Source organism: Pseudomonas helvetica, assembly GCF_039908645.1.
GTDB lineage: Bacteria > Pseudomonadota > Gammaproteobacteria > Pseudomonadales > Pseudomonadaceae > Aquipseudomonas > Aquipseudomonas helvetica.
The window spans coordinates 367632-390923 of sequence record NZ_CP150917.1 but is presented as its reverse complement, the minus strand read 5'-3'; the positions used below and the strand labels follow the sequence as shown (position 1 = coordinate 390923).

Sequence of the window (23292 nt, the reverse complement as noted above, 5' to 3'; positions counted from 1 at the left end):
TTTTCGACCGAAACACGCCTGAAAAGATGTTTCAAGCGTCTTCAGGTCTGTAACAGGAAGGTTACCGGGCCATCATTGACCAGATGCACCTGCATGTCTGCGCCAAATCTACCTGATGCCACTTTGCCATGTAACTGCTGCGCTTTGGTCAATATATAGCCAAAAAGCTCTTCTCCGAGTGCCGGTGGGGCCGCGGTAGAAAAGCTCGGACGCAAACCATTTTTGGTATCGGCGGCCAGGGTGAACTGCGAGACCAACAGCAAACCACCGCCGACATCGGCCAGGGACAGATTCATCTTGCCCTCGGCGTCACTGAATACCCGATAGTTAAGCAGCTTATGCAGAAGTTTGTCGGCACTGGCCCGTGTGTCTTGCGGCTCGACCGCCACCAGCACCAGCAAACCCTGATCTACTGCGCCAACAACCTCCCCCGCCACTTCGACGCGTGCATTTCGCACGCGTTGCAACAGGCCCTTCATGCTTCTTCAGGCGGCAGATCAAGCAAACGCCGGGCCATCTGGCTGGCCGCACGCACCAATGCATCGGTGATACCCGGCTCGGACGCCGCGTGTCCGGCATCGCGGATCACCTGCAGTTCGCTGTTCGGCCAGGCCTGATGCAGTTCCCAGGCATTATCCAGCGGGCAGATCACATCGTAACGGCCGTGGACGATGACGCCAGGCAAATGGGCGATCTTGCCCATGTCGCGAATCAGTTGGTTCGGCTCCAGGAACGCGTTGTTGGTGAAGTAGTGGCATTCGATCCGGGCAATCGACAGCGCGCGCTGCGGCTCGGAGAAGCGGTCGACCACCATCGGGTTCGGACGCAAGGTAGCCGTGCGGCCTTCCCAGGTCGACCAGGCCTTGGCCGCGTGCATCTGGGCAATCTGGTCGTTGCCGATCAGGCGCTTGTGGAATGCGCTGAGCAGGTCGTCGCGCTCGTCCAGCGGGATCGGCGCGATGTAGTCCTGCCAGTAATCCGGGAACAGACGGCTGGCGCCAGCCTGATAGAACCATTCGATTTCCTGAGGGCGGCAGAGAAAGATCCCGCGCAGGATCAGACCGTGCACACGCTCCGGGTGGGTTTGTGCGTAGGCCAGGGCCAGGGTCGAACCCCAGGAGCCGCCGAACAGCACCCATTTGTCGATCCCCAGGTGCTGGCGAATCCGCTCAAGGTCGGCGACCAGATCCCAGGTGATGTTGTTTTCGAGGTTGGCGTGGGGCGTGGAACGACCGCAGCCGCGCTGATCGAAGGTAACGATGCGGTACAGGTTCGGATCGAAGTAGCGCCGACTCTGCGCATCACAACCGGCCCCCGGGCCGCCGTGAATGAACACCACCGGCAAACCTTCCGGTGAACCACTTTCGTCGACGTACAGCGTGTGTATTGCATCGACGGCCAGATCGTGCCGGGCGTAGGGTTTGATCTGCGGGTACAAAGTCTGCATTGCGCGCTCCGTAAGGGGTCGAGTTCATCCCTGGGGGGACTTCAATTATTCTGCCGTCCGGCATCATAAACCCGAATTACCTGAATGAGCATGCCCACAAAAAATCAGACTTCGCTTACAAGAAACCGATGCAAATATGCCAACAGGTTTTCATAGAGCAGATCCACTTCCGCGACCTCGCCCCGGCCCCGCAAACACCCGTGAATCAGCCCTTTGCCTGAATACAGGTTGACCTCGCCCCCGGCGGCTTCAAGTCGCCGGGCATAACTGACGCCGTCGTCGCGTAGCGGGTCGAACTGTGCGACGGCGATCATTGCCGCTGGCAAACCGCTGAAATCATCAGCGAGCAATGGCATGGCGTAGGCCGGCGGCTGCCGCGTACCGCGCAGGTACAACGCGTGATAGCAGTCCAGGTCGCTGCTGCTGAGTAGCGGCGCATCAGCACATTCGCTGCGCGATGGAAGACTGGCGTCACCGCCCAGTCCTGGGTAAATCAAGACTTGTGCGCAGGGCAAGCGCTCGCCCCGGTCACGCAATGCCAGGCACAACGCGGCGGCAAGATTGCCGCCGGCGCTGTCACCGGCCACCAGCATCCGCGCCGCGTCCAGAGCAAACCGGCTCGCTCCCGCGCACAGCGCTCGCCAGACGCTCAGGCAGTCATCGAACGCCGCCGGAAAGGGATGTTCCGGTGCCAGTCGGTAATCGACGGCTATCACCAGCACGCCCAAAACCGCCGACAACTCGGTGCAGATGAAGTCGTGCGAGTCCAGATCCCCCACCACCCAGCCACCGCCGTGCAGATAAAGGATGCACGGCCATCCCGAATCCGGCGGTGCCACCGCTGGCTGGTAGGACCGGACACGAACACCTTCCAACGTGAAGTCGGTGACCTCCAGACCGTCCGGGCGAGCTGGGGTAAATGCCCGGCACATTTGACTGTAAGCCTGACGCAGCCCGTCCAGGCTGCTGTCAGGGCTGTTGAAGCTGAGGGTTTTCTCGACAAAGGCCGAGAGCTGCGCAGAGATCGGATAATCAGCCATAAGGTTCTCGACGGCTCAGAGCTTCAGGCTGGCTTGTACCGCCTTCACACCGTCCTTGCCATCGAAACTGCTGACTCCCGCCAACCAACGCTGAAGATCCTCGGGATGGTCACGCAGCCATTGGCGGGCAACTTCCTGTGCGGTCTTGCGCTCCATGATCGGCACCATCAACTGGCTTTCCTGAGCGGCGGTGAACGTCAGGTTTTCCAACAGGCGGTTCACGTTCGGGCAACGCTGGGCATAATCCGGCGCGGTCACGGTCGAAACCGTCGCTGCACCTTCGTTAGGGCCGTACACATCCTCGCTGCCGGTCAGGTAGTTGATCTTCATGTTGATGTTCATTGGATGCGGGGTCCAGCCGACGAACACCACGAACTCCTTGCGATTGATTGCCCGCTGCACGGCGGCCAGCATGCCGGCCTCGCCGGATTCGATCAGCTTGAAGTCCTTGAGGCCAAAGTGATTGGTCTCGATCATGGTTTTGATCGTGGTGTTGGCGCCGCTGCCCGGCTCGATGCCGTAGATCTTGCCACCCAGCTGGTCTTTGAATCTGGCGATATCGCCGAAGGTTTTCAGGCCAGCTGCCGCGACATAATCAGGCACTGCAAGGGTCGCCTGGGCGTCAGACAGGCTGGGCTTGTCCATGACTTTGAGCTGATTGGCGGCGATGAACGGCGCGATGTTCTTGTCCATCGCGGGCTTCCAGTAGCCGAGGAAGATATCCAGGCGTTTGTCGCGGATGCCGGCGAAGATGATTTGCTGCACGGCGCTGGTTTGCTTGCTTTCGTAGCCAAGCCCGTTGAGCAAGACTTCGGCCATGCCACTGGTGGCGATCACGTCGGTCCAGTTGACCACGCCCATGCGCACGGATTGGCAGGACGCCGGTTCGCTGGCAAAGGTGTTGGCGCTCAGGAGTGCGGTGCCGGTAAGGATTAACAGACAGCGGTTGAACAGTCGTTTCATCGGGAAGGCTCGCTCGGCAGCTGGTTATTGTGGGCCCGGTGTCTTCGTGCACCGTGCCCACAACGTTACTCAGCGTCTGAGCGACAAAAACGCCCTGAGGCGACCGTGTCTTGCACGGTGGCGACCGCAACCGATCGTTGTGGCGAGGGGGCTTGCTCCCGCTGGGCCGCGAAGCGGCCCTGAAAACAGCCACCTCTCAGTATCTGCAAGATCCGACTGGCAGGCTTTGCAACTGCTGCGCAGTTGAGCGGGAGCAAGCTCCCTCGCCACAAGATAGTGTCAGGCGTAGTGTTTCTGCCCCCAGACCAACAACCCTTGCAGCAACTCCTTGAGCACCACCTGCGTCGGTGCCGCCAGGTCAGGCCGATAGCGGAACGGTTCGACCTCTTCCATGTAAGTGCACTGCCCCAACTCCAGCTGCACCGCATGGATGTTTTCGGCCGGGTTGCCGTAATGACGGGTGATGTGGCCGCCCTTGAAGCGCCCGTTAAGCACATGGCTGTAATCCGTGTGCCGGGCGCAGATCGCTTCGAGCTGGCTGGCCAGCTGCGGATCGCAACTGGCGCCGTTGAACGTGCCGAGGTTGAAGTCCGGCAGCTTGCCGTCGAACAGGTGCGGGATCACCGAACGGATCGAATGCGCATCGAACAACAACGCATAACCGAACTCGGCCTTCAGCCGCGCCAGCTCTTGCTGCAGGGTGCTGTGGTACGGCGTCCAGACCTTTTCCAGGTAGCTCGCACGTTCCTCAGCCGACGGCTCCAGCCCTTCGCGGAACAACGGCACGCCGTCGAACAATGTCGCCGGGTACAGGCCCGTCGTCGCACCTACATACATCGGCTTGTCATCGGACGGCCGGTTGAGGTCGATGACGAACCGCGAATACTCGGCGGCCAGGGTGCTGGCACCCAGCTCGGCGGCGAACTCGTAGAGCGTGGGAATATGCCAGTCGGTGTCCGGCAGGCTTTTTGCTTCGGGAATCAAACCGGCTTCAACCGCAGGCGTCAGACGCACGCCAGCGTGAGGCATGCTGATCAGCAGCGGCACCCGGCCTTGTTTGAAGTTCAGAACCTTATCCACAACCGTTCTCCTATAACTCGACTTCAACGCCGTGACGCACGACGCGTTTTTCCAGGTCACCGCCCAACCAGTACGACAGGTCGGCTGGACGATCGATTTGCCAGGCCACGAAGTCGGCGACTTTGCCGACTTCAAGCGAACCGTGGGTACGCTCCATGCCCAATGCCGTCGCGGCGTGAATGGTCGCGCCGGCCAGGGCCTCTTCCGGGGTCATGCGGAAGCAGGTGCAGGCCATGTTCAACATCAACCGAACCGACAACGCCGGCGAAGTGCCAGGGTTAAGGTCGCTGGCGATGGCGATTTTCACCCCATGCTTGCGCAAGGCATCCATCGGCGGCAATTGGGTTTCCCGCAGGAAGTAGAAGGCTCCTGGCAGCAACACGGCAACGGTCCCGGAGGCCGCCATGGCGATGGCGTCCTCTTCGGTCATGAACTCCAGATGGTCGGCCGACAGCGCGTGATAACGCGCTGCCAGGCTGGAGCCGTGCAAGGACGACAGTTGCTCGGCATGCAGCTTCACCGGCAAACCGAGCTTCTGCGCGGCGACGAACACTCGCTCGACCTGCGCTGGCGAGAACGCCAGGTATTCACAGAACGCATCCACCGCATCGACCAGGCCTTCTGCGGCCAGCGCCGGCAGCATTTCGCTGCAGATATGCTCGATATAGTCGTCGGCGCGGTCGGCGTACTCTGGCGGCAAGGCGTGAGCGGCCAGGCAGGTGCTGCGCACACTGATCGGCAGTTCGGCGCCGAGACGACGGATCACCCGCAGGATCTTCCGCTCACTGGCGAGGTCGAGGCCATAACCGGATTTCATCTCGATGCTGGTCACACCGTCACGCATCAGGCTTTTCAGACGCTTCTTCGCACTGGCGAACAGCTCGTCCTCGGTCGCCGCACGCGTGGCACGCACAGTGCTGGCAATGCCGCCACCGGCCGCGGCGATTTCTGCGTAGCTCACGCCTTGCAGGCGTTGCTCGAACTCGCCGCTGCGATTGCCGCCGAACACCGTGTGGGTGTGGCAGTCGATCAGGCCCGGGGTGACCCAGGCCCCCGCGAGGTCATGGACCTCGAGGTACTCGCCGGACGGCAGCTCGCTACGTGGGCCGATCCACTCAATGTGCGCTCCTGACGTCACGATGGCGGCATCCTCGATGATCGAGTAAGTGCCCTGCGCCATGCTTGCAACGTGGCAGTGTTGCCAGAGAGTTTTCATCCGAGGCCTCCGTTAGTTATCGATTAGAAAAAGAAGGATCACGCGCGACCAGGGCCGCCTGCCCTGCAGCCGGCTTGACCCACATCAGATAGGCCAGTACCAGCAACACGATCCAGACCACGCCGACGATCAGCGCCGCTTGGGTATCCGGGAAATAACCCAGCACGCCGAAGACAAACAGCATGAAGGCAATCGCCGCCATCGGCGCATACGGCCAGAACGGTACCGGGAATTTCAGCTGCGCCACTTGCTCGGCGGTCATGGAGCGACGCATCGCCACCTGAGTGAACAGAATCATCAGCCAGACCCAGACGGTAGCAAAGGTCGCAATGGACGCGATCAGCAGAAACACGTTTTCCGGGATCAGGTAGTTCAGCAACACGCCCAGCAGCAGCGCAACGCTCATCACCACCACGGTCATCCATGGCACGCCATTGCGCGACAGGTGGGCGAAGCCCTTCGGTGCGTGCCCTTGCTGGGCCAGACCGAACATCATGCGGCCAGCGCCGAAGATGTCACTGTTGATCGCCGAAATCGCCGCCGTAATCACCACAATATTAAGGATGGTGGCCGCCGAGCTGATCCCCAGCTTATCGAAGATCTGCACGAACGGGCTGCCCTGGCTACCGATCTGCTGCCAAGGAAAGATCGACATCAGCACCAGCATCGTCAGCACGTAGAACAGCAGAATCCGCAACGGTACGGCGTTGATTGCACGAGGCAGCACGTGCTGCGGGTCTTTGGCCTCACCGGCGGTGACGCCGATGATTTCAATACCGCCAAACGCAAACATCACCACCGCGAACGAAGCGATCAGACCGCCCATGCCATTAGGCATGAAGCCACCTTGGGTCCAGAGGTTGCTGATGTCGGTCACCTGGCCTGGGGCCGTGCTGATACCGAACAGCATGATGCCGAAGCCCCCGAGGATCATCGCAACGATGGCGGCGACCTTGAGCAGCGACAGCCAGAACTCCATTTCGCCGAAGACTTTGACGTTGCACAGGTTCAAGCCGCCGACGATAGAAACGACGCCCAATACCCAAATCCAGCGAGAGACTTCCGGGAACCAGAAGCCCATGTAAATACCGAACGCAGTGACGTCGGCCATGCCGACGATGACCATTTCGAATGCGTACGTCCAACCGAGGATGAAGCCTGCCATCGGTCCCAGGTAAGTACTGGCGTATTGACCGAAAGAACCTGCGACCGGGTTGTGCACAGCCATTTCGCCAAGGGCGCGCATGACCATGAACACCGCTGCGCCACCAATCAGGTACGCAAGCAGCACCGCAGGACCGGCCATCTGGATGGCCGAGGCAGAACCGTAAAACAGCCCGGTGCCGATCGCCGACCCCAGTGCCATAAAGCGAATATGTCGGGCCGATAGCCCGCGTTTCAAGCCGTTTGCTGGCTTTTGCATTTCTCGTCCTTAGTTATTTTTATCGGCGGAAATGATTGTTCCCCCATGACACTGATCGTTCCCACGCGGGAGCGTGGGAACGATCAGTGTGGGAACGATCATCAGACTTACAGGCTAGGCAACAACTTCGCCATCACCAGCTCATTCAGGCAACGCGAAGCCAGCAGCTCGCTCGCGGCGTTGATGTCCGGTGCAAAGAAACGGTCCTTCTCGTAGAACGGTACTTTGGCGCGCAGGGTGCTGCGAGCTTTTTCCAGTTTCGACGAAGTCTTCAGACCGTCGCGCAGGTCCAGACCCTGGCAGGCAGCCAGCCACTCGACAGCCAGAACGCCGCGAGTGTTTTCAGCCATTTCCCACAGACGCTTGCCAGCGGCCGGGGCCATGGAAACGTGGTCTTCCTGGTTGGCGGACGTCGGCAGGCTGTCGACCGAATGCGGATGCGCCAGTGCCTTGTTTTCGCTGGCCAGAGCCGCCGCAGTCACCTGAGCGATCATGAAGCCGGAGTTCACGCCACCGTTGGCCACCAGGAACGGCGGCAGTTGCGACATGTGCTTGTCCATCATCAGCGAGATGCGACGCTCGCTCAGGGAACCGATTTCAGCGATGGCCAGGGCCATGTTGTCAGCTGCCATGGCAACCGGCTCGGCGTGGAAGTTACCGCCGGAGATCACGTCACCTTCAGCCGCGAAAACCAACGGGTTATCCGACACGGCGTTGGCTTCGATCGCCAACACCTCAGCGGCCTGACGGAACTGAGTCAGGCAAGCGCCCATGACTTGTGGCTGGCAGCGCAGCGAGTACGGGTCCTGAACCTTTTCGCAGTTCTGGTGCGAATCGGAGACTTCACTACGCTCGCCCAGCAGGTCGCGGTAAGCGGCGGCGGCGTCGATCTGGCCTTTTTGACCACGAGCAGCGTGAATCCGCGCATCGAACGGCGAGCGCGAGCCCAGTACGGCTTCAACGGTCAGACCGCCAAGGGCCAGGGCGCCAGCGAACAGGTCTTCGCCTTCGAACAGGCCACGCAGTGCGTAAGCGGTGGACACCTGAGTGCCGTTAAGCAGCGCCAGGCCTTCTTTGGCCGCCAGGGTCAGCGGTTGCAGGCCTGCGACTTTCAGCGCTTCAGTTGCTGGCAGCCATTCACCTTTGTAACGGGCCTTGCCTTCGCCCAGCAGCACCAGCGACATGTGGGCCAGAGGCGCCAGGTCACCGGAAGCACCGACCGAACCTTTCAACGGAATGTGCGGGTAAACCTCAGCGTTGATCAAGGCGATCAGCGCGTCGATCACCACCCGGCGAATGCCGGAGAAACCACGGCTCAGGCTGTTGACCTTGAGCACCATGATCAGACGCACCAGAGCGTCGCTGATTGGCTCGCCCACACCGGCAGCGTGAGACAACACCAGCGAGCGCTGGAGGTTTTCCAGGTCTTCGCTGGCAATGCGGGTCGAAGCCAGCAGGCCGAAACCGGTGTTGATACCGTAGGCCGTGCGGTTTTCCACGAGGATCTGTTCCACGCAGGCAACACTGGCTTCGATCTGGGCAGAGGCACTGTCGTCGAGACGGACGTTGACCGGTTGCTGATAAACAGCGCGCAGTTGGGCAAGACTCAGTTGGCCAGGGATAAGATTCAGAGCAGTCACATTTATTCTCCTTTTGAGAGTTTTTTATGCTCTTTATATAAGAGCAGTTAACTAACCAGACGCTCCGGATGATTCCGTTGTCCGTCGCCGCCCGCTTCTTGAGGGGGTGGCGCCTTGGCACGCTGGCTTTTGTAGAAATCAGTACAACTTGGGTAACGCGGTTTACAGCAGTATCGGGTCTTTCAAAATCAATTCAGCCTGAAACATGGCATCTCTCCTAAACCACCGCCGCACGCCGCTGGACAAACCGGTCGACGTATTCATCGGCCGGCGAGTGAAGGATCTCTTTCGGCGTGCCGACCTGGATCAACTGCCCATCCTTGAGAATCGCAATCCGGTTACCGATGCGCACGGCTTCATCGAGGTCATGGGTGATGAAAACGATGGTCTTGTGCAAGGTCTGTTGCAGTTCGAGCAACTGGTCCTGCATCTCGGCGCGGATCAGCGGGTCAAGGGCACTGAAGGCTTCATCCATCAGGATGATGTCGGTGTCCGCCGCCAAGGCGCGAGCCAGGCCCACACGCTGACGCATACCGCCAGACAGCTGATGCGGGTATTTGTTTTCGTAGCCTTGAAGGCCCACGGTGTTGATCCAGTGCTGCGCGCGCTCGGCGCACACTTGCTTGCTTTCACCACGCACTTTCAAACCGTAGGCGACGTTGTCCAGTACGTTCTTGTGGGGCAACAGGCCGAAGCTCTGGAACACCATGCTGATCTTGTGCCGACGAAATTCGCGCAGGGCTTCCATGTCGTATTGCAGGATGTCCACGCCATCCACCAGGATCACGCCGCTGGTCGGGTCGATCAGGCGGTTGATGTGCCGCACCAGTGTCGACTTGCCGGAACCCGACAGGCCCATGATCACGAATATCTCGCCGGTAGCGATGCTCAGTGACAGATCATTCACGCCAATCACACAGCCGGTCTCGGCCAGTACCTGATCCTTGCTCTTGTTCTGTCGGATCATGTCCAGCGCGTCTGCCGAACGGTCACCGAAAATCTTGAAAACGTTTTTGACTTCGATCTTGGCGGCATTGCTCATTGGCTCACCTCATGCCGTGGACGACCGTAGGCCTGGGTAATGCGGTCAATGACCACCGCCAGAATCACGATCGCCAGACCGGCTTCAAGACCGCGTCCGACATTAAGGGTCTGGATCCCCACCAGCACGTCTTCACCCAGGCCACGCGCACCGATCATCGAGGCGATCACCACCATCGACAGGGCCATCATGGTGGTCTGGTTGATCCCGGCCATGATGCTCGGCAGCGCCAGCGGCAGTTGCACGCCAAATAGTTGCTGCCAGCGGTTGGCACCAAAGGCATTGATTGCTTCCATGACTTCGCGATCGACCTGGCGAATGCCCAGATCGGTCAGGCGAATCAGCGGCGGTACGGCGTAGATCACCGTGGCGAAAATCGCCGGGACCTTGCCCAGACCGAACAGCATCAGCACCGGGATCAGGTACACGAAGCTGGGCATGGTCTGCATGATGTCGAGCAGCGGCATCAACACTGAACGCAGGCGATTGCTGCGTGCCGACAAAATGCCCAACGGAATGCCGATCAACACCGAAATAACCGTCGCCACCAGCATCAGTGCCAACGTTTGCATGAGCTTGTCCCAGAGGCCGACAGCGCCCACCAGGAACAGCAAACCAACGATCACCGCCGTCGTCACCAGCTTGCGGGTCGCGTGCCAGGCAATGCCGGCAACGATCACCAGCATCAACCACCACGGCGCCGCGCGCAGCAGGCCTTCGAGGTTGACGATGGCCCAGAGCAAGGTGTCGGAGATGTGGCGGAACACATCCCCGTAGTTGACGACCAGCGAATCAACCCAGACGTTGACCCGGTCGGCGATGGAAAAGGTGAAGCTTTCGGGAAACATAAGAGACTCTCAATCAAGTGGATGTGGCGAACGTCCCGGCCAGCCTCTCGGTTAGCCGGGAGGTATCTGCCTACAGTTCCGCGTTGATTTTCCTGGCAGTGTCGGTGGTGACCCGCAACTGCCAGATCTCAGGATGTGCCTTCACGAAGATCTTCGCCAGTTTCGTCCAGTCAGATTGCTGCAACGCTATCCGCCCCGCTTGTTTTCACTTTTACAGCCTCGTCCTGCTCTACCGGCAGTATCAGCCGATCAGGTACTGCGCTATGCCACTTCTTGGCTGCGAAGTAATACATCGCCGCCGGGACCACCAGGCCGATGATCCACGAGATGTCGGTATCACCGAGGCTCGCGACCAGAGGGCCGGTGTAGAAGTGAGTGGAAATGAACGGCATTTGAATCAACACGCCGAACACGTAAATGCTGATGCCCATGATGTTCCAGCGACCGTAGCGACCCTCGGGGTTGGACAGTGCCGGAATGTCATAACGCTCTTTGGTGATGCAGTAGAAGTCCACCAGGTTGATCGCGCTCCACGGCGTGAAGAACGCCAGCAGGAACAGGATGAACGCGGAGAATTCCTTGAGGAACGAGTCCTTGCCAAGCAATGCCAGAGCCGCGGCAAGCGACACCATGATGAAGATGTACAGCAGGCGCACACCGCTTCCAATGTGGCGGCTGCCACGGAAGCCACTGATGATCGTCGCGATCGACATGAAGCTGCCGTAGGCGTTCAAGGTGGTCACGGTGACTTTGCCGAAAGCCACGGCGAAGTACAGCAGCGCCGCGACAATCCCGGTACCGCCCAGGCTGACGATGAACGACACCTCGTGGTGAGCGAACTGCGAACCGGCCAGGGCTGCGGCGAACACACCGAAGACCATCGACGCCTGCGCACCGATTACCGAACCCAGGCCAACAGCCCAGAAGGTTTTCTTAGCCTGCGTGCTGCGCGGCAAGTAACGCGAGTAGTCCGCCACATAAGGGCCGAACGCGATCTGCCAGGACGCCGACAGCGACACCGCCAACAGGAAACTCGCCACCGAGAAGTGCTTGTTGCCCAGCAATGCGCCGATGTCGTTACCGGCCAGCAGTTTGTAGAACAGGTAGATGAACGCCACCACGCCCAGCACACTGGCGACCCGGCCGATGCCGTGGATCACCCGATAGCCGAAGATGGTGAAGACCATGATCGAGCCCGCGAACAGCGTGATACCGACCCAGTCTTCGACGTGCAGCAACTGCGCAACTGCCTGCCCTGCCAGCAAGGATCCGCTGGCCGAGAAGCCGATGTACATCAGGCACACCAGCACCAGCGGAATCACCGCCCCATACACGCCAAACTGCACGCGACTGGAGATCATTTGCGGCAAGCCGAGTTGCGGACCTTGTGCGGCGTGCAGCGCCATGACGCCACCGCCGAGCAATTGGCCGATCAGCAAACCGACCAACGACCAGAACACATCCCCGCCCAGTACCACCGCCAATGCACCCGTCACAATCGCGGTGATTTGCAGGTTGGCACCCAACCACAGGGTGAACTGACTCAATAGACGACCGTGTCTTTCCGCTTCCGGGATGTAGTCGATCGAACGTTTCTCGATCAACGGCTTACTGCGTGCACGATCATCATTAGCCATGGGTCAACCTCTTTGGATTGTTCGTGGAATTCAATCTGTCCCTGTAGGAGCTGAGCTTGCTCGCGATGGCGATGTACCTGACACACCGCGTCATCGTTCATCGCGAGCAAGCTTTACTCCTACAGGTTCGCATCAGGCCGAGGCCCGTTTTTTATTTACCGGTGATCATCGGCAGGTTCAGGCCCTGCTCCTTGGCACAGTCGATAGCGATCTGGTAACCGGCATCGGCGTGACGCATAACGCCGGTGGCCGGGTCGTTGTGCAGCACGCGAGCGATTCGCTCGGCCGCTTCGTCAGTACCGTCGCAGACAATCACCATGCCCGAGTGCTGGGAGAAGCCCATGCCGACGCCGCCGCCGTGGTGCAGGGAAACCCAGGTCGCGCCGCTCGCGGTGTTCAGCAGAGCGTTGAGCAGTGGCCAGTCGGACACGGCATCGGAACCGTCCTGCATGGATTCGGTTTCGCGGTTAGGACTTGCCACCGAACCGGAGTCCAGGTGGTCGCGGCCGATCACGATCGGTGCCGACAGCTCGCCGCTGCGGACCATTTCGTTGAACGCCAGGCCCAGCTTGGCGCGCAGACCCAGACCCACCCAGCAGATACGTGCCGGCAGACCCTGGAAGCTGATGCGCTCGCGCGCCATGTCCAGCCAGTTGTGCAGGTGGGCGTCGTCCGGGATCAGTTCTTTGACCTTGGCGTCGGTTTTGTAGATGTCTTCAGCGTTGCCCGACAGTGCAGCCCAACGGAACGGACCGATACCGCGGCAGAACAGCGGACGGATGTAGGCCGGTACGAAACCCGGGAAGTCGAATGCGTTCTCGACGCCTTCTTCTTGCGCCATCTGACGGATGTTGTTGCCGTAGTCGAACGTCGGGATGCCTTGCTTCTGGAAGTCGAGCATCGCTTTGACGTGCACGGCCATCGATTGCTTGGCGGCTTTGATCACAGCAGCCGGCTCGGTCTTGGCGCGAGCGCGGTACTCTTCCCAGGTCCAACCGGCTGGCAGGTAACCGTTGAGCGGATCGTGGGCGCTGGTCTGGTCGGTGACCATGTCCGGACGCACGCCGCGACGGACCAATTCCGGCAGGATTTCTGCCGCGTTACCCAGCAGGGCGATGGAAATCGCTTTGCCTTCTTTGGTGTATTTGGCGATGCGCGCCAGCGCGTCGTCGAGGTCTTTGGCCTGCTCGTCGACATAACGGCTTTTCAGGCGGAAATCGATGCTCACTTGTTGGCATTCGATGTTCAGCGAGCACGCGCCGGCCAGGGTCGCGGCCAGTGGTTGAGCGCCACCCATGCCGCCCAGACCGGCGGTCAGGACCCAGCGACCGGTGAGGTTGTCGTTGTAGTGCTGGCGACCGGCTTCAACGAAGGTTTCGTAGGTGCCTTGAACGATGCCCTGGCTGCCGATGTAGATCCAGCTGCCGGCAGTCATCTGGCCGTACATGGCCAGGCCTTTGGCGTCGAGTTCGTTGAAGTGCTCCCAGCTCGCCCAGTGTGGCACCAGGTTGGAGTTGGCGATCAGCACGCGTGGGGCGTTGCTGTGAGTCTTGAAGACGCCGACTGGCTTGCCGGATTGCACCAGCAGGGTTTCGTCGTCATTCAGGTTGGTCAGGCTCTCGACGATCTTGTCGTAGCATTCCCAGTTACGCGCCGCGCGACCGATACCGCCGTAAACCACCAGTTCTTTAGGGTTCTCGGCAACTTCCGGGTCGAGGTTGTTCATCAACATGCGCAGCGGCGCTTCGGTCAGCCAGCTTTTGGCGGTCAGCTTGTTGCCGCGAGCAGCACGGATTTCAACGTCACGGTGCTTAGTAAAAGTAACGGGGGTCGGTTTCTGGGTATTGTCAGTCACGAAAAAAGCTCCTCAGCAATCAATCCAAACCAGCCCAGGCAGTGGGCGAGCAAGCCAATGTGCAGATGGTGCACACCGGCGAATCAGTGGACGATGGTCGAGTCTTCGTGACTCATACGCATACGTCTTTACTTGTACATACAAGCATATGCAATCAAGCGGCCAACTTTCTGGATGGCGCTTCAACAAAGTGCTGAACCTGGCTGAAAAGCCCTTGGGACAAGGGTTTTGCGGCTGTCGATATTTTTGGGGGAAGGTTTTTTTCGAGGAGTGACAGTTGTTACCTGAGCGCGGTTTTGCGTCACGCTGGGGCGTTCGGTAACAAAACTGGTGCGCACAGGGAAACGCTGGAGGTTGGTTTTTGTGGCGAGGGAGCTTGCCCCGTCGACCGGTCCGCGCTCGGGCGTAGCAGTCGCAGAATCGGAGATTCAATACAGGGGACAGGGTAGGCATGCAGCCATTGGGGCGGCTTCGCCACCCAGCGGGGGCAAGCCCCCTCACCACAGAAAAGCTCCCGGAATAGGGAGCTCAGAGTGCTGTCAGTTCAATCACGCAGCACTGGCCATTGACGGAAACATCCAGCAGCCCAGTGTTACCGCCCAGTTGCAGACAATCATGACGACCCAGCACTTGGGCCGCACTGCCATTGATTCGAACTTCAAGCGCATCAGCCACGCTGAAAACCAGCAGCGTTCCGGCAGAACTGAAAAACCGTTGCTCGCCCGCCAGCCACTGCAACCGCGCCTGGTAGCGATTCGGCGCATAAATCAGGTTGAAGTCGCGGATCGCACCGCCAAGCAGGGTGCAGGAAACATGGCTTTCGCCGCTGAACGCAAACGGGTCCAGTGGTAACAGGGGCCGCGTGTTCTGGCCGTCGACCGTCAAGGTCATGCCTTCACCCTGCAGCACGGTGATGACCCGCTCGTAGCCTGCAAAGGTCGAGAACCCGCCCGACTCACCGATATCGGCAATCGACAGGCGCCAGCCAAAGCCATCCAGGCCGGTGCCTGCATCGCGGGTGATTTCTTCGGTGCTGCCGCCGCCGTTTTTCCACGGCATGCGCGGATAATTGGCCGCGCGCAAAACGTTCAACTGGCCCATTTATGTCTCTTTATTGATGGCTCTTTATTTGTGGAACCGCCCTTCCAGACGATGGCGGGAACCGGGATGAATCAGACGAGCGGCCGTCACTGGCTGACGTCCGGACCAGGTCCGACGACGGATCAGCAGGCATGGCTCGCCTTTTTCGATCTGCAGCAATTTGCATTCGGAAGGCTCGGCAAGAATCGCCTCGACCACGTGCTCGCCTTCGGTCAATGGCGCGACCTGATTCAGATAGGCATAAGGCGTTTGCAGGGTGAAGTCTTGCTTGAGGTATTCCGGCGCGACCAGGGCATTGACGAAACGGTCCTCGATTTGCACGGGAATATCGTTCTCGAAATGCACGATCAGCGAGTGGAAGACCTTTTGGCCTTCACGCATGTCCAGTGCCAGGGCGCGCTCGGAACCGGCGGCCTCTTCTTCCAGAGTAATCACCTTGCACGTGTGGCGATGGCCACGGGAGGCGATTTCGTCGGCAATGTTATGCACTTCGAACAACGCGGACTGGCTCTTGGGTTCGGCGACAAAGGTCCCGACGCCTTGCATGCGCACCAACAGGCCGTCAGCCGTCATCTCGCGCAGGGCGCGATTGATGGTCATGCGGCTGAAACCCAACTGACTGACCAGCTCGCTTTCCGACGGCACGCGGTAATGCGGCGGCCAGTTTCCACTGTCGATTTGCTGGGTGATCATCTGTTTGACGCGAGCGTACAAGGGCGCCGGACTGTCGCCCAGATTGGCACTCAGCGGTGAAACTACAGGCGGAGTCGGCACAGGAAATCCTTGTTCGTTGATGAAAGTCGCTAGCTTGCCGGAGTTTACCGAGCAGGCAAACGTCTGTATATGTATATACAAATAACACACGATGGGGTACTGAACCATGTCCGCCTTCTTTGCCGAACGCGCGCTTTTGCCTAGTGGATGGGCCAACAATGTACGTCTTGAGGTCAGTGCCGATGGCCTGCTGACCCACATCCAGGCCGATGCCAGCGCTGAAGGCGCCGAACGGCTGAGCGGTCCGCTGCTGCCGGGCATGCCGAATCTGCACTCCCACGCCTTCCAGCGGGCGATGGCCGGACTGGCCGAAGTAGCGGGTAATCCGAACGACAGTTTCTGGACCTGGCGCGATCTGATGTATCGCCTCGTCGGAAAAATCAGTCCGGAACAACTCGGGATCATCGCCCGTCAGCTCTACATCGAAATGCTCAAGGCCGGTTACACCTCGGTCGCCGAATTTCATTACGTGCACCACGACCACAACGGCCATCCGTACGCGGACCCGGCCGAACTGTCGTTGCAAATCAGTCAGGCCGCCAGCGCCTCCGGCATCGGCCTGACCTTGCTGCCTGTACTCTACAGCCACTCCGGTTTCGGTGGCCTGGCGCCCAATGAAGGCCAGCGACGCTTCATCAACAGCACTGAAAACTACCTGAAGCTACAAGCCCGCTTGCAGCCGCTGCTGGCGCAGCAACCGGCGCAACAACTGGGCCTGTGCTTCCACTCGTTGCGTGCCGTGACCCCGCAGCAAATCAGCGAAGTGCTGGCAGCCAGCGACAAGCACTGCCCGGTGCACATCCACATCGCCGAGCAACAAAAGGAAGTCGACGACTGCCTGACCTGGAGTGGTCGCCGTCCGCTGCAATGGCTGTATGAAAATACCGACGTCGATCAGCGCTGGTGCCTGGTCCACGCGACCCACGCCAACCCGGAAGAAGTCAGCCTGATGGCCAAGAGTCGCGCCATCGCCGGCCTGTGCCTGACCACGGAAGCTAACCTGGGCGACGGGATTTTCCCGGCCGTGGACTTCCTCGCCCAAGGCGGGCGCATGGGCATTGGCTCGGACAGCCATGTGTCGCTGAGTGTGGTGGAAGAACTGCGCTGGCTGGAATACGGCCAGCGCCTGCGCGATCAGCGACGTAACCGCTTGTATGGCGCCGATCAGCCGATGGTCGGGCGCACCCTGTACGACGCCGCACTCGACGGTGGCGCACAGGCGCTGGGCCAGCCGATTGGCGCATTGGAAGTCGGCAAACGCGCTGACTGGCTGGTGCTCGACGGCAACGACCCTTACCTGGCAACCGCCAGTGGCGACGGGATTCTGAACCGTTGGCTGTTTGCTGGTGGCGACCGCCAGGTGCGTGACGTGCTGGTGAATGGCAAGTGGGTGGTACGCGACGGGCATCACGCTGGCGAAGAAGACAGTAACCGGGCGTTCACCCAAGTACTGCGCGAGCTGTTGGGCTGATCACCGCTTCTGTGGCGAGGGAGCTTGCTCGCGCTGGGTTGCGAAGCGACCCCAAATCAGCAAATGAGCTCTTTCAGAAAGATCTCATCAGCTGAGTGACGACTGCTGCGCAGCCGAGCGGGAGCAAGCTCCCTCGCCACGGAGTCCAACCGCACGCCGCTTATTTAGAGGTCTGGGCCATTTTGGTGTCCGACACCCGCCAGATCAGGCGTGTGGTGTCGTAACCCTGCTGACGCGCCCTGCTCAGCAGTTCCTCGCGGGTATCGGCGTTGACTTCCGGCTTGCGTGACAGCAGCCACAGGTTGCGCCGATTGGGGCTACCGACTATCGCGGTCTGGTAGTCATCGCTGACATACAGCACCCAGTAATTACCCTTGCTCATGCCTGGCAACAACCGGGTAAACCAGTTATCGAAATTCACCCACAGCTTGTCGTTCTTGCCGGGAATCTGCGGCGTTGCCGTGCCCTTGGCCTCTTCCCATTTCCACTCTGGGGTCAGGCAACGGTTCAACACTTCCATGTCGCCATCGGTCTTGAGGGTGTAATGGGCTTCGGATTGCGCGCAGTTACGCTGGAAGTACATCGGCATGCGCGCCAACTCGTACCATTTACCCTGGTAACGCTTGAGGTTGACGCTATTGACCGTTTTCGGCGCGAGCGCATCATCGCCAGAAGTGGCGCAGCCGGCCAACAACAGACCGGCCAAAAGAACTATTACTAACCGCATCATTATTTTTCTCCCGAGGGCGTTTGGCCCCGGTTTACTTCAGGCCTTGCCCGGAAAACATCAGCACTTTGTCACCGGCGTACTGCACGCTGATAAAGCTGTTCTTGTCGCCCCAGGTACAGCTGGACATGCCCAACGCGCCTGAACAATCGGCAGGTTTACCCAACAAGGCTTCGACCTCGGCCTTGGGCATGCCCGTCGAGAGTTTCGAATAGTTTTCCTGGTTGATCTTGCTGCACGCAGCCAACAGCACGCAAAACGACAACAAGGCGATAGATCGCAGCGACATGGTGTAACTCCTGGTAAAGAGGGGGAGGCATGGCTGCCAACCAGAAGCTTAGAAGAGAAAACCCCCTTCTGGTTCCCACCGGTACCGGGTATTTCTTGAAGGGTAAAATCGACATTTCGCACCAAAATCAGGCATTTTTTTGCGCTGATCGGTATTTCGTCGGTTTTCGTCAAACCCGCCTAATCTTTGGCGCTTCCCTGTCGACATAGAAGCAGCGCCAAGCCTGCCCTGTGGCAATTTGACGCTCCTCGTTGATCAGTCCTCCCGCGGTAGCGCCTTTAATGACCAGAAACATGAAGTTCAGCCACAAGATCCTGCTCGCCGCTGCCCTTGTGGTCGCGGTAGCGTTCGCCTGTTTCATTCTGTTCAACGACTACCGTCAGCGCCAAACCCTGCGCAACAGCACCGAGTCCTCGATGCAGGAACTCGGCAGCCTGACCACCAGCAACATCCAGACCTGGCTGGAAAGCCGCATCCAGTTGCTGCAATCGCTGGCCCAGCAAGTGGCCGTCGACGGTCCGGCGCTGGACAACCTGAAACGCGCGGTCGGCCTGCCGGCGTACACCAGCAACTTTCAGTTGAGCTACTTCGGCGGTGCCGACGGCGTGATGTTCTCGGTGCCGGCCGGTAATCGCGCGGCGGACTACGACCCTCGTGCCCGTGGCTGGTACAAAGCCGCCAACAGTGCACAGCAGACCATCGTCACCGAACCCTACATCGCTGCGTCCTCAGGCAAGCTGGTGATCACCGTCGCTACCCCGGTGCAGCATCAGAACCAGATGATCGGCGTCGCCGGTGCAGACATCGACCTGAGCAGCATCAGCACCATCATCAACTCGCTGAACTTCGGCGGCCACGGCCACGCATTCATCGTCAGCAGCGAGGGCAAGATCCTCATTCACCCGGACAGCAAACTGGTGCTCAAAAGCCTCACCGAGGCTTATCCCGCGGGTGCGCCGAAGGTCAGCCCCGGCATGAAGGAAGTCGAGGTGGACGGCAAGACGCAGTTCATCTCGTTCACCCACGTCAACGGCGTGCCGTCGGCTGACTGGTACGTGGCCCTGGTGCTCGACCAGGACACCGCATTCTCGATGCTCAGTGAGTTCCGCACCTCGGCGATCATCGCCATGGTGATTGCCGTGGTGATCATCATCACGCTGCTCGGCATGCTGATCCGCGTCCTGATGCAGCCGTTGCTGACCATGGGTCGCGCCATGCATGACATCGCCGAGGGTGAAGGCGACCTGACCAAGCGCCTGACCATTCATGGCCAGGACGAATTCGGGGCGCTGGGCACTTCGTTCAACCGCTTCGTCGAGCGTATTCACACTTCGATCCGCGAAGTGTCATCGGCCACCGGCCAGGTCAACGAAGTCGCCCTGCGTGTAGTCAGCGCGTCCAACTCGTCGATGTTCAATTCCGACCAGCAGGCCTCGCGCACCAGCAGTGTGGCCGCGGCGATCAACCAGCTGGGCGCCGCCGCCCAGGAAATCGCCCAGAACGCCGCCCTCGCCTCGCAACATTCCAGCGACGCCCGCAGCCTGGCTGAAGACGGTCAGCAAGTGGTGGATAAGACCATCGCGGCGATGCAGCAACTGTCGGCCAAAATCAGCGACTCGTGCGGCAACATCGAAACGCTGAACAGCAACACGGTGAATATCGGGCAGATTCTCGAAGTCATCACCAGCATCTCCCAGCAAACCAACCTGCTGGCTCTCAACGCCGCGATCGAAGCGGCGCGCGCGGGTGAGGCCGGACGTGGTTTCGCCGTGGTTGCCGACGAAGTGCGCAACCTCGCGCATCGCACCCAGGACTCGGCGCAGCAAGTGCAGAAGATGATTGAAGAGCTGCAAGTCGGCGCCCGTGAGGCGGTCGCCATCATGACCGACAGTCAGCGCCAGAGCGAAAGCAGCGTCGGCATCGCCAACCAGGCCGGTGAGCGCCTGGGCAGCGTGACCCAGCGCATCGGCGAAATCGACGGCATGAACCAGTCGGTGGCCACCGCCACCGAAGAGCAAACCGCCGTGGTCGAATCGATCAACGTCGACATCACCGAGATCAACACCCTGAACCAGGAAGGCGTGGAAAACCTGCAATCGACCTTGCGCGCCTGTGCCGATCTTGAGCAGCAAGCGGCGCGGTTGAAGCAGTTGGTGGGTAGTTTCAGGATCTAAAACCAAACGGCGCACTTTGAGTGCGCCCGTCTGGTGAATCTGACGCAGGACTGAATTCAGACTAAACTCAGTCCTGCTCACCAGAAGGAGATCAATCTTATGAAGCTTTCCTCTCAAATCAAACCCATCAGCTACCTGAAAAGCCATACTGCCGAAATCGTCAAGACGATCACCGAAAGCCGTGAACCCTTGGTTATCACCCAAAACGGTGAAGCAAAACTGGTGGTCATGGATGTGAAAAGCTTCGAAGAGCAAGAAGACACAATGGCCCTTCTCAAGCTACTGGCAATGGGCAATCGTGAAATTGAGGAAGGAAAATTCCGGGGTGCGGAGGACGTCTTCGCAGAGCTTGACGAGGCCGAGCATCAATGAGCTTCAATGTCGTCATTCTTCAGTCCGCAGAAACAGACCTCAAAGAGCTCCGCAGCTACCTTACCCAACAGTTCTCTGCCCACACATGGCAAAACACCTATGCCACTTTGAAGGCAGCCATCCGTCATTTGGCGACACAGCCTTATGCAGGCTCAATCCCGGAAGAAATCAAGAGACTCAATATCAGCCAGTATCGGCAAGTCCTGTCAGGGATGAACCGGGTCATTTATGAAGTCAGGGAAAAGACTGTCTACATCCACATCATTGCCGACACACGAAAAAATCTGCCGACACTGTTGATGAAACGACTTCTGCAAGTGAACACATGAGATCAATGCCGTAGTTAAAACCGTGCGCCGGGCCCACTCAAAAATACCATCTCTTCAGGCGTACTTTCCCGCCCAAGAATCGCATTGCGATGGGGAAAACGTCCAAACCGGGCAATGATTTTCTGATGCCGTTCGGCGTAATCGAGGTTATCGGCAAACACCGCACGATCCGCCTCGGGTTGCTCAGCCAGCAAGTCGGCAAAACGTGAGACGGCTTCGTTTTGCACCGCCAGATGCTCGCAATGCTCGAATACCAGATAGATGAACACTCGCTGGATAGGCCGCAGTTGCCGATCGAAATCCGCGGCAATACCTTGCGCCACCAGCGCCTGGGCTCTCAAGTCGCCGGCAAAGGATTTGGGGGTTTCGCGAAAGATCATCCGCGGTAACTGATCAAGCAATAACACCAGGGCCAGCCAACCTTCGGGACATTGCGTCCACTCGGTCAATCCGCCGGCCAGTGCCTGTTCCACCAGATCCCCGAAACGCGTGCGCGCTTCGAGGTCCTGGCTGTCACGCTTACCGAACCATAACTTGCCCTTGTCAGCCGCTACGTCATTAGGTGCTTCGGCTGAACCGAACCACCATTCGAGTAACGGCTGCCAGGGCGCGGTCATGGTTTATTCCTTGTGGTAAGCCGTGGCGCGTTCGACTTCTTCTTTCGAGCCCAGGAACACCGCTACACGCTGGTGCAGGCCTTCAGGCTGGATGTCGAGAATACGCTGGTGACCGTTAGTGGACGCGCCGCCGGCCTGTTCAACCAGGAACGACATCGGGTTGGCTTCGTACATCAAGCGCAGTTTGCCCGGTTTGGAGGGCTCGCGGCTGTCACGTGGGTACATGAACAGGCCACCACGGGTCAGGATGCGGTGCACGTCGGCCACCATCGCGGCGACCCAGCGCATGTTGTAGTTCTTTTTCAGCGGGCCTTCTTCGCCAGCCAGCAGTTCGCCGACGTAGCGTTGTACCGGCGCTTCCCAGTGACGCTGGTTGGACATGTTGATCGCGAATTCCTGAGTGGAGGACGGGATCTTGATGTCTTCATGGGTCAGTACGAAACTGCCCATTTCACGGTCCAGGGTAAAGCCTTTCACGCCATCACCGAGGGTCAGCACCAGCATGGTTTGCGGGCCGTAGATGGCATAACCGGCGGCTACCTGTTGGGTGCCTGGCTGCAGGAACGCCTTTTCGTTCAAGGGTTCGTTCTGGCTCAGGTATTCGTTCGGGCAACGCAGCACGGAGAAGATAGTACCGACCGGCGCGTTGATATCGATGTTCGACGAACCGTCCAGTGGGTCGAATACCAGCAGGTACGCGCCCTTCGGGTATTTGCCCGGGATCTGGTAGGCGTTGTCCATTTCTTCGGACGCCATGCCGGCCAGGTGACCGCCCCATTCGTTGGCTTCGAGCAGGATCTCGTTGGAGATCACGTCGAGTTTCTTCTGGACTTCGCCTTGCACGTTTTCAGTGCCCATGCTGCCCAGAACGCCGCCCAGGGCGCCTTTGGAAACGGCGTGGCTGATTTCCTTGCAAGCACGCGCCACTACTTCGATCAGAAAGCGCAGATCGGCAGGAGTGTTGTTGCTACGGGTCTGCTCAATCAGATAGCGACTCAAGGTAACGCGGGACATGGAAGGCTCCGAAGGAATGGGGGCTAAAAACCCGCGCAGTTTAACGCGAGTCGGTGCGCAATTCCTCTTATCAGACGAGATTCACTGAATAGAGTTCATGCGCGAGGTTGAGCGTAGCTGCAAATGCACATAACTGTGGCGAGGGAGCTTGCTCCCGCTGGGGCGCGAAGCGGCCCCAAAACCATGCGGCACGGTGCTTCAAATAGATCGCATCCGTAGGTTTACGACTGCTA

The 23292-nt window shown here is 59.5% G+C and carries 22 protein-coding genes; 4 read left to right on the top strand and 18 right to left on the bottom strand.

Annotation, left to right across the window (positions count from 1 at the left end):
- Positions 1-41 precede the first annotated feature (41 nt).
- The 14 genes from dtd to hutC form a co-directional block, all read right to left on the bottom strand.
- Entirely contained in the window at positions 42-479 is a 438-nt protein-coding gene (gene dtd / locus AABM55_RS01745; RefSeq protein WP_054595196.1) for a D-aminoacyl-tRNA deacylase, read from the bottom strand.
- Complete coding sequence (gene pip, locus AABM55_RS01740; protein WP_347928662.1) at positions 476-1447, bottom strand: prolyl aminopeptidase; 972 nt, start codon at positions 1445-1447, stop codon at positions 476-478. Before pip ends, dtd begins: the two co-directional genes overlap by 4 nt.
- Positions 1448-1551: 104 nt before the next feature.
- Positions 1552-2487 carry an alpha/beta hydrolase gene (locus AABM55_RS01735; protein WP_347928661.1) on the bottom strand — a complete coding sequence of 312 codons (936 nt, stop codon included), beginning with the start codon at positions 2485-2487 and terminating at the stop codon, positions 1552-1554.
- A gap of 15 nt (positions 2488-2502) precedes the next feature.
- Positions 2503-3450, bottom strand: coding sequence for a choline ABC transporter substrate-binding protein (locus AABM55_RS01730; RefSeq protein ID WP_347928660.1), 948 nt, complete (start codon positions 3448-3450; stop codon positions 2503-2505).
- Positions 3451-3729: 279 nt separating this feature from the next.
- Positions 3730-4530 (bottom strand): N-formylglutamate deformylase, encoded by an 801-nt coding sequence (gene hutG, locus AABM55_RS01725; protein ID WP_347928659.1) that lies wholly within the window; start codon positions 4528-4530, stop codon positions 3730-3732.
- Positions 4531-4540: 10 nt separating this feature from the next.
- A complete protein-coding gene (gene hutI / locus AABM55_RS01720; RefSeq protein WP_347928658.1) occupies positions 4541-5746 on the bottom strand; it encodes an imidazolonepropionase in 1206 nt (401 codons plus the stop codon).
- 16 nt (positions 5747-5762) lie between these two features.
- The gene (locus AABM55_RS01715) at positions 5763-7169 is read right to left on the bottom strand and encodes an amino acid permease (RefSeq protein ID WP_054595190.1); all 1407 of its coding nucleotides are present in this window, start codon (positions 7167-7169) and stop codon (positions 5763-5765) included.
- A 107-nt stretch (positions 7170-7276) separates the two neighbouring features.
- Positions 7277-8809, bottom strand: a complete 1533-nt coding sequence (hutH, locus tag AABM55_RS01710) for a histidine ammonia-lyase (protein ID WP_347928657.1) — start codon at positions 8807-8809, stop codon at positions 7277-7279.
- Positions 8810-9026: 217 nt separating this feature from the next.
- Entirely contained in the window at positions 9027-9851 is an 825-nt protein-coding gene (locus tag AABM55_RS01705) for a glycine betaine/L-proline ABC transporter ATP-binding protein (RefSeq protein ID WP_054595188.1), read from the bottom strand.
- Positions 9848-10699 (bottom strand): proline/glycine betaine ABC transporter permease, encoded by an 852-nt coding sequence (locus tag AABM55_RS01700; RefSeq protein WP_145016663.1) that lies wholly within the window; start codon positions 10697-10699, stop codon positions 9848-9850. Before AABM55_RS01700 ends, AABM55_RS01705 begins: the two co-directional genes overlap by 4 nt.
- A gap of 170 nt (positions 10700-10869) precedes the next feature.
- Positions 10870-12336, bottom strand: a complete 1467-nt coding sequence (locus tag AABM55_RS01695; RefSeq protein ID WP_054595186.1) for a cytosine permease — start codon at positions 12334-12336, stop codon at positions 10870-10872.
- A 151-nt stretch (positions 12337-12487) separates the two neighbouring features.
- Positions 12488-14191, bottom strand: a complete 1704-nt coding sequence (gene hutU / locus AABM55_RS01690) for a urocanate hydratase (RefSeq protein WP_347928656.1) — start codon at positions 14189-14191, stop codon at positions 12488-12490.
- A 528-nt stretch (positions 14192-14719) separates the two neighbouring features.
- Positions 14720-15292, bottom strand: a complete 573-nt coding sequence (locus tag AABM55_RS01685; RefSeq protein ID WP_347928655.1) for a HutD family protein — start codon at positions 15290-15292, stop codon at positions 14720-14722.
- 24 nt (positions 15293-15316) lie between these two features.
- On the bottom strand, positions 15317-15985 hold the full coding sequence (gene hutC, locus AABM55_RS01680; protein WP_232252242.1) for a histidine utilization repressor: 669 nt from the start codon (positions 15983-15985) through the stop codon (positions 15317-15319).
- Positions 15986-16172: 187 nt separating this feature from the next.
- On the opposite strand from hutC, the gene AABM55_RS01675 reads away from it, so the two are divergent.
- The gene (locus AABM55_RS01675; RefSeq protein ID WP_216742862.1) at positions 16173-17537 is read left to right on the top strand and encodes a formimidoylglutamate deiminase; all 1365 of its coding nucleotides are present in this window, start codon (positions 16173-16175) and stop codon (positions 17535-17537) included.
- A gap of 160 nt (positions 17538-17697) precedes the next feature.
- Here AABM55_RS01675 and AABM55_RS01670 read toward each other — a convergent pair whose 3' ends face one another.
- Together AABM55_RS01670 and AABM55_RS01665 are read right to left on the bottom strand one after the other, a co-directional pair.
- Entirely contained in the window at positions 17698-18267 is a 570-nt protein-coding gene (locus AABM55_RS01670; RefSeq protein WP_054595182.1) for a lipocalin family protein, read from the bottom strand.
- Between the two features lie 31 nt (positions 18268-18298).
- The gene (locus tag AABM55_RS01665; protein ID WP_054595181.1) at positions 18299-18553 is read right to left on the bottom strand and encodes a hypothetical protein; all 255 of its coding nucleotides are present in this window, start codon (positions 18551-18553) and stop codon (positions 18299-18301) included.
- A 281-nt stretch (positions 18554-18834) separates the two neighbouring features.
- Here AABM55_RS01665 and AABM55_RS01660 point away from each other — a divergent pair, with 281 nt between their 5' ends.
- The 3 genes from AABM55_RS01660 to AABM55_RS01650 all read left to right on the top strand — a co-directional run bounded on the left by AABM55_RS01660 (position 18835) and on the right by AABM55_RS01650 (position 21428).
- Complete coding sequence (locus tag AABM55_RS01660) at positions 18835-20727, top strand: methyl-accepting chemotaxis protein (protein ID WP_347928654.1); 1893 nt, start codon at positions 18835-18837, stop codon at positions 20725-20727.
- Positions 20728-20826: 99 nt separating this feature from the next.
- The gene (locus AABM55_RS01655; protein ID WP_103320423.1) at positions 20827-21099 is read left to right on the top strand and encodes a type II toxin-antitoxin system Phd/YefM family antitoxin; all 273 of its coding nucleotides are present in this window, start codon (positions 20827-20829) and stop codon (positions 21097-21099) included.
- Positions 21096-21428, top strand: coding sequence for a type II toxin-antitoxin system RelE/ParE family toxin (locus AABM55_RS01650; protein ID WP_103320421.1), 333 nt, complete (start codon positions 21096-21098; stop codon positions 21426-21428). The genes AABM55_RS01655 and AABM55_RS01650 overlap by 4 nt, the downstream gene beginning before the upstream one ends.
- A gap of 14 nt (positions 21429-21442) precedes the next feature.
- On the opposite strand, the gene AABM55_RS01645 is transcribed toward AABM55_RS01650, so the two are convergent.
- Positions 21443-22045: a DUF924 family protein gene (locus tag AABM55_RS01645; protein ID WP_347928653.1), complete on the bottom strand. Its 603-nt coding sequence runs from the start codon at positions 22043-22045 to the stop codon at positions 21443-21445.
- A gap of 3 nt (positions 22046-22048) precedes the next feature.
- Positions 22049-23059 (bottom strand): class 1 fructose-bisphosphatase, encoded by a 1011-nt coding sequence (locus AABM55_RS01640; protein ID WP_054595177.1) that lies wholly within the window; start codon positions 23057-23059, stop codon positions 22049-22051.
- Positions 23060-23292: the final 233 nt, after the last annotated feature.

Excerpts from the sequence above, each read along its gene's own strand:
- dtd (WP_054595196.1), bottom strand. The coding sequence starts at position 479 with ATGAAGGGCCTGTTGCAACGCGTGCGAAATGCACGCGTCGAAGTGGCG.
- pip (WP_347928662.1), bottom strand. The coding sequence starts at position 1,447 with ATGCAGACTTTGTACCCGCAGATCAAACCCTACGCCCGGCACGATCTG.
- AABM55_RS01735 (WP_347928661.1), bottom strand. The coding sequence starts at position 2,487 with ATGGCTGATTATCCGATCTCTGCGCAGCTCTCGGCCTTTGTCGAGAAA.
- AABM55_RS01730 (WP_347928660.1), bottom strand. The coding sequence starts at position 3,450 with ATGAAACGACTGTTCAACCGCTGTCTGTTAATCCTTACCGGCACCGCA.
- hutI (WP_347928658.1), bottom strand. The coding sequence starts at position 5,746 with ATGAAAACTCTCTGGCAACACTGCCACGTTGCAAGCATGGCGCAGGGC.
- AABM55_RS01715 (WP_054595190.1), bottom strand. The coding sequence starts at position 7,169 with ATGCAAAAGCCAGCAAACGGCTTGAAACGCGGGCTATCGGCCCGACAT.
- AABM55_RS01705 (WP_054595188.1), bottom strand. The coding sequence starts at position 9,851 with ATGAGCAATGCCGCCAAGATCGAAGTCAAAAACGTTTTCAAGATTTTC.
- AABM55_RS01700 (WP_145016663.1), bottom strand. The coding sequence starts at position 10,699 with ATGTTTCCCGAAAGCTTCACCTTTTCCATCGCCGACCGGGTCAACGTC.
- AABM55_RS01695 (WP_054595186.1), bottom strand. The coding sequence starts at position 12,336 with ATGGCTAATGATGATCGTGCACGCAGTAAGCCGTTGATCGAGAAACGT.
- AABM55_RS01685 (WP_347928655.1), bottom strand. The coding sequence starts at position 15,292 with ATGGGCCAGTTGAACGTTTTGCGCGCGGCCAATTATCCGCGCATGCCG.
- hutC (WP_232252242.1), bottom strand. The coding sequence starts at position 15,985 with ATGATCACCCAGCAAATCGACAGTGGAAACTGGCCGCCGCATTACCGC.
- AABM55_RS01675 (WP_216742862.1), top strand. The coding sequence starts at position 16,173 with ATGTCCGCCTTCTTTGCCGAACGCGCGCTTTTGCCTAGTGGATGGGCC.
- AABM55_RS01670 (WP_054595182.1), bottom strand. The coding sequence starts at position 18,267 with ATGATGCGGTTAGTAATAGTTCTTTTGGCCGGTCTGTTGTTGGCCGGC.
- AABM55_RS01665 (WP_054595181.1), bottom strand. The coding sequence starts at position 18,553 with ATGTCGCTGCGATCTATCGCCTTGTTGTCGTTTTGCGTGCTGTTGGCT.
- AABM55_RS01660 (WP_347928654.1), top strand. The coding sequence starts at position 18,835 with ATGACCAGAAACATGAAGTTCAGCCACAAGATCCTGCTCGCCGCTGCC.
- AABM55_RS01655 (WP_103320423.1), top strand. The coding sequence starts at position 20,827 with ATGAAGCTTTCCTCTCAAATCAAACCCATCAGCTACCTGAAAAGCCAT.
- AABM55_RS01650 (WP_103320421.1), top strand. The coding sequence starts at position 21,096 with ATGAGCTTCAATGTCGTCATTCTTCAGTCCGCAGAAACAGACCTCAAA.
- AABM55_RS01645 (WP_347928653.1), bottom strand. The coding sequence starts at position 22,045 with ATGACCGCGCCCTGGCAGCCGTTACTCGAATGGTGGTTCGGTTCAGCC.
- AABM55_RS01640 (WP_054595177.1), bottom strand. The coding sequence starts at position 23,059 with ATGTCCCGCGTTACCTTGAGTCGCTATCTGATTGAGCAGACCCGTAGC.